General features: G+C 43.3%; 14 protein-coding genes. 12 read left to right on the top strand and 2 right to left on the bottom strand.

Annotated elements, in window-relative coordinates; translation table 11 throughout:
• Positions 1-98: 98 nt before the first annotated feature.
• The 7 genes from OM416_RS03625 to glnA all read left to right on the top strand — a co-directional run bounded on the left by OM416_RS03625 (position 99) and on the right by glnA (position 9,373).
• Positions 99-2,741, top strand: a complete 2,643-nt coding sequence (locus tag OM416_RS03625; protein ID WP_264927082.1) for a PBP1A family penicillin-binding protein — start codon at positions 99-101, stop codon at positions 2,739-2,741.
• A gap of 288 nt (positions 2,742-3,029) precedes the next feature.
• The gene (locus OM416_RS03620; protein ID WP_062835000.1) at positions 3,030-3,593 is read left to right on the top strand and encodes a DUF402 domain-containing protein; all 564 of its coding nucleotides are present in this window, start codon (positions 3,030-3,032) and stop codon (positions 3,591-3,593) included.
• A 110-nt stretch (positions 3,594-3,703) separates the two neighbouring features.
• Positions 3,704-4,675: an AAA family ATPase gene (locus OM416_RS03615; RefSeq protein WP_264927079.1), complete on the top strand. Its 972-nt coding sequence runs from the start codon at positions 3,704-3,706 to the stop codon at positions 4,673-4,675.
• Positions 4,676-4,794: 119 nt separating this feature from the next.
• Positions 4,795-6,081 (top strand): GTPase HflX, encoded by a 1,287-nt coding sequence (hflX, locus tag OM416_RS03610; RefSeq protein WP_264927077.1) that lies wholly within the window; start codon positions 4,795-4,797, stop codon positions 6,079-6,081.
• An 84-nt stretch (positions 6,082-6,165) separates the two neighbouring features.
• Positions 6,166-7,419 carry an aminotransferase class I/II-fold pyridoxal phosphate-dependent enzyme gene (locus OM416_RS03605; protein ID WP_264927075.1) on the top strand — a complete coding sequence of 418 codons (1,254 nt, stop codon included), beginning with the start codon at positions 6,166-6,168 and terminating at the stop codon, positions 7,417-7,419.
• Between the two features lie 82 nt (positions 7,420-7,501).
• A complete protein-coding gene (locus OM416_RS03600; RefSeq protein ID WP_056689944.1) occupies positions 7,502-7,915 on the top strand; it encodes a MerR family transcriptional regulator in 414 nt (137 codons plus the stop codon).
• A 129-nt stretch (positions 7,916-8,044) separates the two neighbouring features.
• Positions 8,045-9,373 (top strand): type I glutamate--ammonia ligase, encoded by a 1,329-nt coding sequence (glnA, locus tag OM416_RS03595; protein ID WP_264927073.1) that lies wholly within the window; start codon positions 8,045-8,047, stop codon positions 9,371-9,373.
• A 429-nt stretch (positions 9,374-9,802) separates the two neighbouring features.
• Here glnA and OM416_RS03590 read toward each other — a convergent pair whose 3' ends face one another.
• On the bottom strand, positions 9,803-10,288 hold the full coding sequence (locus OM416_RS03590; protein WP_264927071.1) for a hypothetical protein: 486 nt from the start codon (positions 10,286-10,288) through the stop codon (positions 9,803-9,805).
• A gap of 446 nt (positions 10,289-10,734) precedes the next feature.
• Between OM416_RS03590 and OM416_RS03585 the strand changes: the two genes are divergently transcribed.
• Complete coding sequence (locus OM416_RS03585) at positions 10,735-12,036, top strand: aldehyde dehydrogenase (protein ID WP_264927069.1); 1,302 nt, start codon at positions 10,735-10,737, stop codon at positions 12,034-12,036.
• 109 nt (positions 12,037-12,145) lie between these two features.
• On the opposite strand, the gene lexA is transcribed toward OM416_RS03585, so the two are convergent.
• Complete coding sequence (gene lexA / locus OM416_RS03580) at positions 12,146-12,772, bottom strand: transcriptional repressor LexA (protein WP_017688034.1); 627 nt, start codon at positions 12,770-12,772, stop codon at positions 12,146-12,148.
• A gap of 297 nt (positions 12,773-13,069) precedes the next feature.
• On the opposite strand from lexA, the gene OM416_RS03575 reads away from it, so the two are divergent.
• The 4 genes from OM416_RS03575 (at position 13,070) to OM416_RS03560 (ending at position 15,208) form a co-directional block, all read left to right on the top strand.
• Positions 13,070-13,447 carry a LysM peptidoglycan-binding domain-containing protein gene (locus OM416_RS03575; RefSeq protein ID WP_264927065.1) on the top strand — a complete coding sequence of 126 codons (378 nt, stop codon included), beginning with the start codon at positions 13,070-13,072 and terminating at the stop codon, positions 13,445-13,447.
• A 95-nt stretch (positions 13,448-13,542) separates the two neighbouring features.
• On the top strand, positions 13,543-13,752 hold the full coding sequence (locus OM416_RS03570) for a DUF896 domain-containing protein (protein WP_264927063.1): 210 nt from the start codon (positions 13,543-13,545) through the stop codon (positions 13,750-13,752).
• 126 nt (positions 13,753-13,878) lie between these two features.
• Positions 13,879-14,388 (top strand): hypothetical protein, encoded by a 510-nt coding sequence (locus OM416_RS03565; RefSeq protein WP_017688037.1) that lies wholly within the window; start codon positions 13,879-13,881, stop codon positions 14,386-14,388.
• 28 nt (positions 14,389-14,416) lie between these two features.
• Complete coding sequence (locus tag OM416_RS03560) at positions 14,417-15,208, top strand: HAD family hydrolase (protein WP_264927061.1); 792 nt, start codon at positions 14,417-14,419, stop codon at positions 15,206-15,208.
• Positions 15,209-15,428 lie beyond the last annotated feature (220 nt).

The raw sequence follows: 15,428 nt of genomic DNA, 5'->3' as shown, positions 1-15,428 counted from the left end.
AGGGTTGTTCTTTTCATTCCGGGCAAAATATGTTTAATATATGCCTGAGCCTACAGACGAATAGAAATTATGCAACCGAAAGGGAGTCAGGAGGTAACATGCCAAACGATCCGTTGTCGAGGTCTAACAATCGCAACAACAATAACAAGTCACCCAAAAAAGCGAAGCCAAAGACCTCTAAAAAGAAAAAAATTACGGGTAAACGCGTTGGATGGACACTGTTTTTCACAATGGCAATCGCCATATTCTGTGCACTAGGCGGATATTTATTTATTATGGTGAGTGGCGAAAATCTGCTCAAAGCCAACAAAGACAAAACCACAATTAATGAAACTTCAAAAGTATATGATCGCAATGGCCAATTAATGGGGGAGCTGTCCATTCAGAAGCTGGAACCCGTCAAAGAAGATGATATTCCTGAACTGTTGAAGCAAGCCTTTGTTGCGACGGAGGATAAACGATTCTACGATCATCAGGGCGTGGATATCTGGTCCATTGGGCGTGCGGCGGTTAAGGACGTCATGGCCCGTTCTATGGTGGAAGGTGGTAGTACACTCACCCAGCAGCTTGCCAAGAACATGTTCTTGTCCCGTGACAAGACGTTCTTCCGGAAGGCAACAGAAGTATCGATTGCAATGGCACTAGAGCGCAAGTACACAAAAGACGAAATCCTGACGATGTATCTGAACCGAATTTTCTTCGGTCATCAGCGTTACGGCATTAAAGCGGCATCTGAATTTTATTTTGGACAAAAAGATTTGAGTCAGTTGAAGTTATGGCAAATCGCTACATTGGCAGCTATGCCGAAAGGCCCGTCGGCCTACAATCCGGTGAGTAATCCAAACGACTCTAAAGCACGCCGTGGTGTGGTATTACAGCTGATGTATGAACAAGGCTACATTACCAAGGCGGAGATGGATGAAGCAAAAGAGATTAACTATAACTACAAGCGACCAGAAAAAGATCAGAAATATCAAGCCTTTATTGATTATGTGCTCCGTGAAGCTGAACGTGTAACTGGCAAAACGGAAGATGATCTGAATATCGGCGGATACAAAATCTACACAACCATGGATGCTCAGGCTCAAACAGCCATGGAAACTGCCTTCACAGATGATAGTCTGTTCGAGGCAAGCAAAGATGATCAACAGGTTCAAGGCTCCATGGTTATCATGAACCATGAGAATGGTAGCCTCGTTGCCCTCCTGGGCGGACGGGATTATCAAACTAAAGGCTATAGCCGTGTAACGCAGAGTCGAAGACAACCGGGTTCAGCTTTTAAACCGATTGTGTCTTATGCACCGGCTCTAGAATCAGGAAATTACAGTGCCAACTCCTCGCTGAGTAATGCGAAGCAATGTTTTGGTAACTATTGTCCTGGTAACTTGCATGGATATTCTTCAACCATCAGTATGACGGAAGCCATTACGAAGTCGGAAAATATTCCTGCGGTTTGGCTACTTGATAAAATAGGCGTTAACACAGGCATTAATTTTGCCAAGAGTGTAGGCATACAACTTACGGATGAAGACAAAAACCTGGCGATTGCCCTTGGTGGTCTAAGTAAAGGTACAAATACACTGGAAATGGCGCAAGCCTATAGTGCATTTGCTAACCTTGGAGAATACCGAGCAGCCTATTCCATTAAGGAAATTAAGGATAGCGCAGGCAAAACTACGTACAAACATGATAACTCGGACACAACGCGTGTCATGAGTGAGCAAAATGCGTATCAGCTTACACAGATGCTACAGAACGTTGTTAATGACGGTACGGGACGTTCAGCACGTCTGGATCGTCCGGTAGCGGGTAAAACAGGAACTGTTCAAAGTGGCATCTCTGGCAACAGTGCCAACCGTGATGTATGGTTCGTTGGATATACACCAGAATGGACTGCCGCAGTCTGGATGGGGTATGACAATCCTGATGCGAATCATATGCTTAAGAACAGCAGTAAGCTGTCGGCAGCTTTCTTTGCCAAAGTCATGGGAGATGCGATGAAAGGCGTTCCTGTGAAGCAATTCAAAACACCGGCTGGAGGGCAAGCACCTCCGCCAGTAGAAGAACCAGAACAGCCAGCTCTGTCCGTTAGTGGTCTGAGTGGATCATATGATCCATCTGCTCAAACCGTCTCACTGAGTTGGACTGGAACAGGTGACGGAAGCACACAATATCGGGTGTATCGTAAAGAAACCTCCGAAGCCCAGTTCACTCATCTCATAGATGCAGTAGGCGCGACTAATGCGCAAGATTTAAGTGCGTTGCCTGGTCTGACCTATGAGTACTATGTGACAGCCTACGACTCGGCATCAGGACTGGAGACGGATCCTTCCAACACCATTTCACTGATGATTGAAGCGCAGGAAGTGCCACCGGAGGAACCTGATCCTGGCATAGACCCTGGAACAGAGATAGACCCTGAGCAGCCAGGTACAGAGAATCCGGATAATGGTTCACCGGATAATGGCAACTCGAACGGTAATAACGGTAACGGTAATGGTAATGGTAATAACGGAAACAATAGCAACAATGGTAATAATGGCGGAAACGGTCAACCTGGGGAAGGAAATACGACCCCACCTGGTCAGGGGACGACAGATCCAGGCGGTACCGGTCAAGGTTCCGAGGATGGGTCCGTAACGACGCCTGGGGAAGTTGTAACTCCTCCGGACAGCGGAACGAGTGGGGATACTGGAGGAACAGATACACCTGCAGATTCTCAAGCTGGAACCGGCGGCTAAGCCATTGAATCAGTAAATAGCTACATTGAAAAAAAACTGCTTCCCGGAAAACCGGTGAAGCAGTTTTTTTGTGTGTTACGGAACCATCTGTAATAGAAGCTCATTTAATGAATAGGTGGGACAAAGCTTGATTTTGAGTGTATACCTTAAATATGGTAAGCTGTAACTATTCGTAATACGTTGTGCAAGGCGGGTCCAGAGCGCTGGAAGCCATCATGCGGACGTTATTACATTGTTCACCAATATGAGAGCAGGTCACGGGCCTGTAGTCGGCAAAGAGGGGTTCGTATGAAACGGAAATTCGGGGACCGCGCGAACTGGCGCCGGATTACGAACCGACAATTCACATGCCGGTTCGTTCAATCCAAAATTTTCACAGGATATATTACGTTGTACACCATACAGGATTTGAAAGAACCTTTGTGGAAAACATATGGAGGCAGTACCTTCTGTATCGCAGATAAAGGCTATTCCTGGCTGCAATACTATCCGAAGGGAGAGCACTTTGTAGTTACAGCGATGTTTGACGATCAGGAACGGATTGTGGAATGGTACATTGATACATGCCGTAGTCAGGGGATAACCGATCAGGGTGTTCCTTGGTTTGATGACCTGTATCTGGATGTCGTTGTGTTGAAAGATGGAGAAGTATTTTTGCTGGATGAAGATGAGCTTGAAGATGCACTTTCACGGAAGCATATTACGACAGGTGACTATGATTTGGCGAACAAGACGGCAAAGGAACTGCTGCATGCCATTGATGCACATGTATTCCCGTACTTTCAGTTATCCCTGAAGCACAGGCAGAGTTTGTTTGAGAACGGAGAGTTTCGGAAAAACATTCAGATTTAAGTCATGTATCTAGCTGCAGAATTCTTCATGATACTTCTAATATTGGAGCACCTGATAGAATACATTAATAATCAGGAGAGTTCAGCCCGATAAAATAGAGGTGATGGCGAATGAACGGACGGGTCATGGCTGCAGGAGAGCAACCGGGAGGCAGACCATCCAGACAAATCAATATTGTATTGCGTAACCAGGAACCTCAGATGTTGGTCAAAGACGAAGCAGCTGCAGTACAGGCGGCTAAGAGTTTAACCAAACATGCGCACTTCCAGGAGATACAGGGTGAATTGGAGCAATTGGTTGGACTTGAAAATATCAAAGACTTGGTATTTGAAATCTATGCTTTCCTACAGATTGCTCAAATGCGTACCGAAGCAGGCTTACTTAGTGGCGCGCACGTGTATCATATGATTTTCAAAGGAAATCCGGGGACCGGCAAGACGACCGTAGCCAGAATTGTTGCCAAACTTTTTCAAAAGATGGGTGTGTTGAGTAAAGGACATCTTATTGAAGTAGAGCGTGCCGATCTGGTTGGAGAATATATCGGTCACACGGCGCAGAAAACAAGAGATCTGGTTAAGAAGGCACTCGGTGGGATCTTGTTCATTGATGAAGCATATAGTTTGGCCCGCGGTGGTGAGAAAGATTTTGGCAAGGAAGCAATTGATACGCTTGTAAAGTCCATGGAAGATAATAAAAACCAATTCATCCTCATATTGGCTGGATATTCGGAAGAGATTGATTTTTTTCTCCAGACGAATCCGGGGCTACCATCCCGCTTTCCCATTCAGGTAGAGTTTCCAGACTATAGCATTGATCAGTTGATTCAAATCTCTGAGATTATGGCCAAAGAGCGTGATTATATTCTAATGCCACAGACCATACTCAAGTTGAAGCAACATCTGCTTCAGGAAAAAAATGATTCGCTGCATGCGTTCAGTAACGCCAGATACGTTCGTAATGCCATTGAGCGTTCGATCAGGCATCAGGCGGTTCGATTGTTGGAACAATATACGGAAGGCAGTCCAGGAAAACTGGAGCTGATGACAATCCGTACAGAGGATTTGAACTTTGAGCGAAAGTAAGCGATAATATAGTTTTTACACCAGCCGGCCGGGCCAACCGGTTCGGCTTAAGGCATGCTATGGCATATTCATGGCAATGTATTTCAAAGGATTAGTAATTAGAGGGAGTGAACATATACATGACAAATGGTACACATGATACAGATATGGTCAAAAAAGATCGCGCCGTCTTGGTGAGTCTTGTTACGGATGATGTAAAACGTTCAGGCATCAATCCGGAGTACTCTTTAGAGGAACTGGTGAAACTTGCCGAGACAGCTGGAGTGGAAGTGCTGAGTGTACTTTCTCAGAACAGGGAAAAACGTGATACCAAATGGTTTATTGGTAAAGGTAAGGTGGAAGAACTCCGTGTGATCGCGGAGGAACTCGGAGCAACTACAGCTATTTTTGATCAGGAATTGTCAGGTGCTCAGGTTCGTAATCTGGAAGAGACACTGGATCTTAAAATTATTGACCGTACCCAATTAATTTTGGACATTTTCGCACAACGTGCCAACACTAGAGAAGGTATTATTCAAGTGGAATTGGCTCAGCATAGTTACTTGCTGCCACGGTTGTCGGGTCATGGCAAGAATCTGTCCAGACTCGGGGGCGGAATCGGAACAAGAGGCCCAGGTGAAAGTAAGCTTGAGACGGACCGTCGTCACATCCGTGGTCGCATCGATGATCTGAAACGTCATCTGGAAGAATTGACACGTCATCGTAAGTTGCATCGTGAACGTCGTAAAAAGACGGGTATTGTTCAGGTGGCCCTTGTTGGTTATACGAATGCAGGCAAATCAACCTTACTCAAGCAGTTGACTGCTGCAGATGTGTATATTCAAGATCAGTTATTCGCTACTCTTGATCCAACATCGCGTACGATGGACCTTCCAAGTGGAAAAGAAATCGTACTTACCGACACAGTAGGATTTATCCAAAACCTCCCGCATGATCTGATTGCAGCATTCCGTGCAACGCTTGAGGAAGTAAATGAAGCAGATCTGATCCTGCATGTTGTGGATGCCTCATCGGCTATGCGTGAAGATCAGATGCGAACTGTTAATACGATTCTGCAAGAACTTGGTTCAGGGGACAAGCCACAGTTAGTGCTTTATAACAAAAAAGATGCATGTACACCTGAACAGCTTGAGATGCTTCCATTGGATAAAGACCATATTAAAGTAAGCGCATTGGACTCGGACGATCTGCTTAAAATCCGTGAATTGATTCAGACAGAGCTGACAGGTGACACGAAACGCTTCCGAATTCCGGCAGAACGTGGTGATCTTACGTCAGTACTCTACAAAATTGGTGATGTAGTGGATACCAGCTTTGAAGAGAATGATGTCATTTATGAAGTGGAATTACAAAAAGGTGAATATGAGAAATTTGGTCATATGCTTGAAGATTTCATTGAATTGTAATATTCATGACATATTTGTGTGATAAGTTGACACGATAATAGATATGTAATGTCAGATTCGTGCTATGAAGGGGAATGAAGTAAGATGGTAAGCTTTGATTCAGAAATATCTGAACTTCAACATCAAGTGGAGCGTCAGATTGAAGGACAACTGCAACAGATTGATCGGATCACAGATCACAATCAATGGAAGGTCATTAATGCTTTCCAACAGCGAAAAGTAAGCGATTTTCACTTTGCAGGTTCAACAGGTTATGCGTATAACGATCGTGGGCGTGAAGTGCTTGATGAAGTATATGCTGATGTTTTCGGCGCGGAAGCCGCGTTGGTACGTCCTCATTTTGCTTCAGGTACACATACGATTAGTACGGCTCTCTTTGGCGTGTTGCGCCCAGGTGACGAATTATTGTACATCACGGGTAAGCCTTATGACACATTGCATAAAGTTATTGGCAAACCAGGCGATGGTACAGGTTCGTTACGTGATTTTGGCATCGGTTACCGTGAGACGGCCTTAACTGCTGAAGGTGGAGTGGACTGGGCAGCAGTTGAGAAAAGCATGACACCGGCTACAAAAGTCATTGGGATTCAACGTTCACGTGGATATGACTGGCGCTCCTCCTTCTGCGTTGCTGAGATCGCTGAGATGGTTACGCGTGTTAAAGCGCTGAAGGAAGATGTTATCGTATTCGTGGATAATTGTTACGGTGAATTCACGGAGGAACGTGAACCGACAGAAGTCGGAGTTGATCTGATGGCCGGGTCACTGATCAAGAATCCTGGTGGAGGCATTGCGGAAACCGGTGGATACATATGTGGGAAGGAACAGTACGTACAGCTGGCAGCTTATCGTCTGACAGCCCCGGGAATTGGGGGAGAAGTGGGAGCGATGCTGGGGACAACACGCGGCATCTACCAAGGACTTTACATGGCTCCGACAATTGTAGGACAAGCTATCAAAGGAAGTACGTTTGCTGCTGCGATGTTTGCTGAATCTGGATTTGTAACCAAACCCGCCTGGAATGAAGTCCGTACAGATCTGATCCAGGCTGTTCAGTTCAGCTCTGCTGAGCATCTGATCGCCTTCGTTCAAGGAATCCAGCGTGCAGCCGCTGTAGATAGCCACGTGGTTCCTGAACCATGGGACATGCCTGGTTATGAGCATCCTGTCATTATGGCGGCAGGTACGTTTATTCAGGGCGGAAGTCTGGAATTGTCAGCCGATGCGCCTATTCGGGAGCCGTATATCGGGTATATGCAAGGCGGATTAACGTACTCTCATGTTAAATATGGCGTTTTAATGGCGTTACAGACGATGAAAGATCGTAAATTATTGTGAGTTTATCTAACACGTCATTGACACTTGGTAACAACTAAATGTACAATAGGGAGAAGAATAGATGACTGGAAGGTTGATGAACATGGGTGATGAAATTCGCAGAAATATGGCCTTATTCCCGATTGGTATTGTAATGAAACTTACGGATCTGTCCGCAAGGCAGATTCGTTATTATGAGCAACACAGCTTGATTGTTCCTGCGAGAACGTCAGGTAATCAGCGTTTGTTCTCTTTTAATGACGTAGAGAGATTGCTAGAGATCAAGGCTTTGATTGAAAAAGGAGTTAACATCGCGGGGATCAAACAAGTGATGAATCCTGTTTCGAAAGAATCCGAGGAAGCTACAGTTATCACGCCAGATACTGAAGTCAAACGCAGAGAGCTATCCGATACGCAGTTGCACCGCTTGCTGAAGCAGCAGCTTGTATCAGGTAAGAGACCTGGACAAGTATCTCTCATTCAGGGAGAGCTTTCCCGATTCTTTAATAAAAAGTAAGTTCGCATAACTTGGCGAGTGAGGGGAAATCATGCACTTGTGATGGCAGACTCCTTGACCCGTGGAACTTTCTAATGTACAAATATAACAGGCAAGCCAAATACGCAGATAAGAAAGGGAGAGGTTATAGTGAGTTATACAAAAGAAGACATTCTCCGCATTTCGAAAGAAGAAAACGTACGATTCATTCGATTGCAATTTACTGATTTGCTTGGAGCTATCAAAAACGTTGAGATTCCTGTGAGCCAGTTGACTAAGGCTCTGGATAACAAAATGATGTTCGATGGATCTTCCATTGAAGGTTATGTGCGTATTGAAGAGTCCGACATGTACCTCTATCCAGATCTAGATTCTTGGCTTATTTTCCCATGGGTAGCAGAAAACCGTGTTGCTCGTCTGATTTGTGACGTGTATCTTCCAGATGGTAATCCGTTCCCAGGAGATCCACGTGGCATCTTGAAACGTAACCTGAAGGAAGCGGAAGAAATGGGATTCACTTCTTTCAACGTTGGTCCTGAACCAGAGTTCTTCTTGTTCAAAACAGACGAAAAAGGAAACCCGACTAACGAACTGAATGACCAAGGTGGATATTTCGACCTTGCACCTACGGATCTTGGTGAAAACTGTCGTCGTGACATCGTTATCACACTTGAAGAAATGGGCTTTGAGATCGAAGCTTCCCACCATGAGGTAGCTCCAGGTCAGCATGAAATCGACTTTAAATATGCTGATGCTCTGAAAGCAGCAGACCAGATCCAAACGTTCAAGCTCGTTGTTAAAACGATTGCACGTCAGCATGGTCTACATGCTACCTTTATGCCGAAACCGCTGTTTGGTATGAACGGTTCCGGTATGCACTGTAACCAATCCTTGTTCCAAGGCAATGTGAACGCATTCGTTGACGAGTCGGACGAGCTGGGTCTGAGCAAAACTGCACGTCACTTCATGGCTGGAACTCTGAAGCATGCGCGTGCGTTTGCAGCAATTACTAACCCAACTGTGAACTCATACAAACGTCTTGTACCAGGTTACGAAGCGCCTTGTTATGTAGCATGGTCTGCTAGTAACCGTAGCCCAATGATCCGTATTCCAGCTTCCCGTGGTCTGAGTACACGTGTTGAGGTTCGTAACCCGGATCCGGCTGCTAACCCTTACCTGGCTTTGTCTGTTTTGTTGAAAGCAGGTCTGGACGGAATCAAACGTGAGCTTTCCTTACCAGCTCCAATTGACCGTAACATCTACATCATGTCAGAAGAAGAGCGTGTGGAAGAAGGCATTCCAAGCTTGCCAGCTGACCTGAAAGAAGCATTGAATGAATTGATCCGCAGCGAAGTAATCTGTGATGCTCTCGGTGACCACGCCTTGGCTCACTTCTATGAGCTGAAAGAAATTGAGTGGGATATGTATCGCACACAAGTCCACCAATGGGAACGCGATCAATATATTACGTTGTACTAATAGCTCAATCCCTTGGCGCTCTAGCGCTGAGGGGTTTTTCTTTTTGTGGGCAAGTGCCTATATTCTTAATGAAAAACCAAAGTGCCCACAAAATATTTTTCTTTGTAAGCGAAATAAATGGTCAAAAATAGTTTTTGACAAGATCAATCAAAGAAATTCTTCAGAGTAATTTACATTGTAATCCAAAACAACTATGAGTTCTACTATATCGCTAAATGCACGTAATTTTTACAACTAATATATTTCCAAGCGTCTAGAAATAGAATAAGGCCTTATCAGCACTTAGCTGAAAGGGCCTTATTTTCATTTAATATGACTTTTGATTTTCTTATTAATATCGAATATAGTTTGATGAATGATGACTTATTGGTATTGGTTTAAGCTTGCTTACAACGCTCTTTCAGGCTGGGCTTCGTAATCCGATCTTCATCACATTTTATTGTCGATCTGGAATTTGAAAGAATCGTAACCCGTAAGATCATCCATTGAGTAAAACTCAACCGTTTTGCTTTCACCTTTTCCCAAGAAGTCAACCGTACCGTCTGCTGTACCGATTTGTTTTCCTCCTTTGTCGTTAATGGTCACCTTGAGCAAAGCAACTTCGAATTCTTTATCAGTATTTTCAATAGAGGCTGTTAAAGACCACATCCCATTATCATCTTTGACGGACACTTCCGATATTTTTAAACCATCAAATTCATATTCGATTGCTTCAACTGGTTCTGCTACTTCTTCTTGCTTAGTTTCTTCTTTTGTTTGCTCAGTGTCTTCTACTTCAGGCACAGGCGTTCCTGCTAATTCTGTTTCATTTGATTTCACAGGCGCTGTACCGGCTTTTTTTTCTGTCTCACTTCCACATGCTGTTATTGCTATCGTCAACATTAAGGCTGACAACAAAAGTAATGCTTTTTTCAAGATGATTCCTCCAATATATGTATTCTTTGTATAGTCTATCAGACCTAAGTATATTTTTCTATGTAAATGAGTGGATGTGGAAAAGCTAGTACATTGGAGTCACAACCAGATTTGGATAGCCTCTCAGAAACCTTAACCAAGGTCATTGTATCAGTCAGTCAGTTTGTCCTAGATGATCGTGAACTACTAACTTCTTGTTTTACCTTGTCTTTACGCATCTCAGTTGTTCTTATAAAGTTTGAGTGGACTAAACAACGACTGAACATTCGTGATCTCTCCGAGTCATTCATCTCTGTGATGTAGAATAATCGTCATACGACTACCCCAACTTCAAATTACATGAAAATCAATGTTTCATTTGTATGTTGAAAGTTTCATATAGAAGAGGTATACTATAATTAAATTTTGAGCAATTTAATTTTAAATAATTAATTGGAGATGTTAATATGGATCAAGCAAAACAACTAGTGACAGAACAACGTACATTTTTTTATACAGGTCAAACTAAAAATATCGAGTATCGGATTAATGCGCTTCAACAGCTTAGAAAAGGAATCGAAAAGTATCAGCAACGGATTCAAGAAGCACTTCGGGCAGATTTGAACAAATCTGAGGCAGAAGCTTACGGTTCCGAGATTCGCATTGTGCTGGGTGAACTGGATTTTGCATTAGAGCATTTGCAGGAATGGGCTGCACCAAAACAAGTCCCAACGAATTCGGCTATGCCGGATGGGGTGAGCACCATTTACCCTGAACCATACGGAGTGGCGCTTATTATTGCACCTTGGAACTATCCTTTCCAACTGGCCTTCGGTCCACTGATTGGAGCAATTGCAGCCGGTAACTGTGCAGTTATCAAGCCATCTGAATTAACACCAGCCGTGTCTCGTCTGACGTTTGATCTGATTCAGGAGATCTTCCCACAGGAGTATATTGCCGTTATGGAAGGGGAAGTCGAGGCTAGCACAGCATTGTTGAAAGAGAAGTTTGATTATATTTTCTTCACAGGCAGTACTGGTGTTGGCCGCATTGTTATGAAGGCAGCTGCAGAGCACCTGACTCCTGTAACTCTTGAATTGGGCGGTAAAAGTCCTGCTATTGTCCATATTGATGCAGATCTGAAGCTGGTAGCCCAACGTATTGTTCGTGGTAAGTTCCTGAATGCAGGTCAAACTTGCGTTGCTCCAGATTACTTGCTTGTGCATGAACAAGTTCATGATGAACTGATCGATCTGATTGGCGCAGAGATCAAAGATAAATTTGGAGATGATGTGCTCCAGAACGCTGATTTCCCGCATATTGTCAACGCGCGTAACTTCGATCGGTTGTCGAAATTCCTCACAGATGGTACAACGCTCATAGGTGGACGTTCTGTGCGTGAGCAATTGCTTATTGAGCCGACTGTGCTTGGAAATGTGAACTGGGAATCACCTGTCATGCAAGAAGAGATATTCGGTCCGATTCTTCCTGTATTTACGTACAATGACCTCAACCCGATGCTGGATGAGATTGTTCGTCGTCCAAAACCATTGGCGCTATATCTCTTCACACAGGATGAGCAACTGCAGGAACAGGTTCTAAATCAAGTGTCCTTCGGTGGGGGATGTATTAATGACACCCTTTCTCATATGACTTCACACTATCTCCCGTTTGGTGGTGTAGGAGAGAGCGGTATGGGCTCATATCATGGACAACAGAGCTTTGATGTATTTTCCCATCACAAAAGTGTTCTGAAACGCAGTGAATAATTAGCCGATAAAACAACATAAACATGAAAAAAGAGGTTGTCCTGTTCATCAGGACAACCTCTTTTCGTATTTATTGCATTACATCTAGTTTTGTTACTCATGTTAAATATTAATGAATATCTCGGAAAAGGCCAATGACTTTACCCAGAATACTAACGTGTTTCAAACGTAAAGGTTCGAAGGTCGCATTCTCCGGTTGAAGGCGAATATGATCTTTCTCTTTATAGAACGTTTTCACTGTAGCTTCATCGTCTTCAGTCATTGCAACGACGATATCACCGTTATCAGCAGTCTGCTGTTGACGGACAATAACATAATCTCCGTTAACGATTCCAGCTTCCACCATACTATCTCCGACTACCGAAAGCATGAACACTTTCTGTTCGCCTACATAATGCGTAGGAAGAGGGAAGTAGTCTTCAATGTTCTCGGTTGCAGTGATTGGAACACCCGCTGTAACCTTACCAACGACAGGAATACGTGCAACGCTATGAGCAAATTGATGAGAGTGCTCAGATTCTTCCTGGCTCAAAAGCTCAATAGCTCTTGGCTTGGTAGGGTCACGTCGGATCAACCCTTTTTTCTCCAAACGATCCAAATGTCCATGCACTGTTGAGCTGGAAGCCAGTCCAACCGCTTCACCAATTTCCCGTACGGAAGGAGGATACCCCTTCAACCGGACTTCATTTCGTATAAACTCCAGAATAGCCTGCTGCCTGCTGGATATCTTCGACATACCGTATCAACCCCATTTTAGTAACGTTTGGGAAAATTATAACATAGAACCTCCGTTCGTACAAACATAAGTTCTAAATAAAATGGCATAAAATCAGTGTTTTTTAACTTTCAGAACAGAATTTGTCCAAAAGTCGGAGTATAATACTGCAAATGCTTTGCAAAAAGACTTCAATTCAGATATTTCTCCTTCGAAAAAAGAAGCGAACAATTGTTCTAAAAACCTATTGAACAAAACAAGTGTTCGTGTTATATTGATTCCAACAGATAGGAACAAACGTTTGGAGGCGGGTATTTAATGAGATATTCTACTTATCAAAGCATTTATGAACCGATGAATTCGGAACTGGTGAAGTCTAACATAGGGAACTACAAGAAGGTTTTAGCGCGTTTTAAAATTTCTTCATGGATGTTAAAGATTGCAATTACCTCTTTAATTATATTTATTGGATGCAGCACCGTTTTAACTGTATTTGCTGGCAATGAAAATGATGTTCTTCCCGGAGGAGAGATAGCCGTTTCACAAGGGGAAACATTATGGAGTATTTCTTTGGAACATAAACCGACGAATATGGATACACGTATTTATATAGAAGCAATTAAGAAAGTGAATCAACTTCAGACGACTTCGATCCAAGTGGGACAAGTATTAGCTCTACCGCAATTTGCAGAATAAAATGCACATCAATGCGTGTTAGTGCGTGTCAGCTTGACAAGCTGCCTTTATCATGGCAAAGTTAATATGACTTTGTATTTTTGGAGGGGACAAGCTTGGATATAGATAGTCTGGTAGCACGCATTAACGAATTGGCTCGTAAGCAAAAGTCCTCTGGTTTGTCGGAGGAAGAACTTGCTGAACGTGCCGAGCTAAGAGAGATTTATTTGAGTAATATTCGCAGCAATTTCAGACAGCAACTGGATACCATTGAGATTGTTGATGATGAGAATGACAAAGGCCACCAAGGCAAACTCAAACACTAACGAAACCTAATGATATCATTTATGATATTTAGGTTTCTTCCTGTTATTTTGAGTGTGCAATTTATAGGGGGAAATGTTGGTTTACAGTTATGTAAGCCGATACAAAGACACATAAGGGGGATTCTCATGTCGCGTTCGTTCGAGAGAACGGTTAAGAAAAATTCCAAGCAGTTAAATCAGCAACGCAAAAAAAGTGGTCAACCAATTACAGGTACACCAGGTGAAGAAGTTTTTAAAGGACGCAGCCTGTTGTTCCCTATATTTTTGATCGGTCTCGCCTTTTTGTATCTGTTTATGAGCACATTTCTTGTACAAGCTCCAATGACAACTTGGGACTGGGTGACCATGCTGCTTTACGTATTTTTGGCAGTCATCTTCATGCTTCGCCGTCCATACATCAAGATTAGCAGTAATCGGATTATAACGACGAAGGGTAATCGTGAACGTTCAATCGGGGTTGACGATATCGTTAAATTCAGAATTGAACCAGGTACAGTTGTTATCGAACATAACAGTCGCGGGAAAAGATGGGTGTTTACCAAGTTATTGAACCGTTACGATACAGATGCGATTGCAGAACGTTTGCTGAAATTTGCAAAAGCACACCAGATCACCGTGGAAACCGTCGAAAAGTAATTATTGCATAAAGGGGTAGATGATCGGAATGGCGTTAAAAGCGATTTTGTTCGACCTAGATGATACTTTATTATGGGATGAGCGTAGTGTTCGAGAAGCTTTTCATGAGACTTGTCTAATCGCAGCGCAAGAGACAGGGATTAAACCAGAAGAACTTGAAGAAGCTGTTCGTAATGAGGCACGTGGACTGTATGAATCATATGAAACCTTTCCTTTTACTAAAATGATTGGAATCAATCCGTTTGAAGGCCTTTGGGCTAACTTTACTGGTGGGGATCAACCTGAGTTTCGTCAGTTGGAACAGCTTGCTCCAGTTTACCGTAAAGAATCCTGGCGTCGTGGCTTGTTGAAGTTGGGTGTAGATCGGGAAGATCTTGCTGAACAGCTTGCCTCGCAGTTTGGAGTAGAACGGAGATCCAGACCCCATGTGTACGAAGAAACGATGGATACCTTGCGTAAGTTGCAAGGAAATTACAAACTTTTGTTGTTAACAAACGGTTGTCCTGCTTTGCAACAAGAGAAGTTGGACGGTGTGCCTGAATTGACTCCTTTCTTTGATGAGATTATTATCTCGGGTAACTTTGGAAAAGGAAAACCGGATCCATCCATATTTGAACATGCTTTGAGTAAACTGGATGTTAAACCTGAAGAGAGCATGATGGTTGGAGACAAGTTGACGACTGATATTCGTGGGGCTTTATCATCTGGCATCCAATCCGTATGGATTAACCGTGAGCATAAGACCAACAATGAAACGTATGCGCCTGACCATGAAATAACGCATTTATCTGAACTGGATCAGCTTATTGCTAATTCCTGAGCAGATCAGCTATAACATCTTTCCTCAGCACCCTGAAACATTGGAAGCTTCAATGAACGATGATATCGTTCGTGAAGTTGCCAATGTTTTTTTATTTGGGCAGGTTGGCTAATTTACCTTGTTAAATGAGATATCAATTTTATTTGCTAAAAGTTATTGAAATTAGGGGGAAGCTGGATTAGAATATAACTAACATACTAGTATGACTAGTATTTAGATT

It is taken from the genome of Paenibacillus sp. LS1, assembly GCF_026013365.1.
Taxonomy (GTDB): domain Bacteria; phylum Bacillota; class Bacilli; order Paenibacillales; family Paenibacillaceae; genus Paenibacillus.
This window is presented reverse-complemented; position numbering and strand designations above follow the sequence as displayed.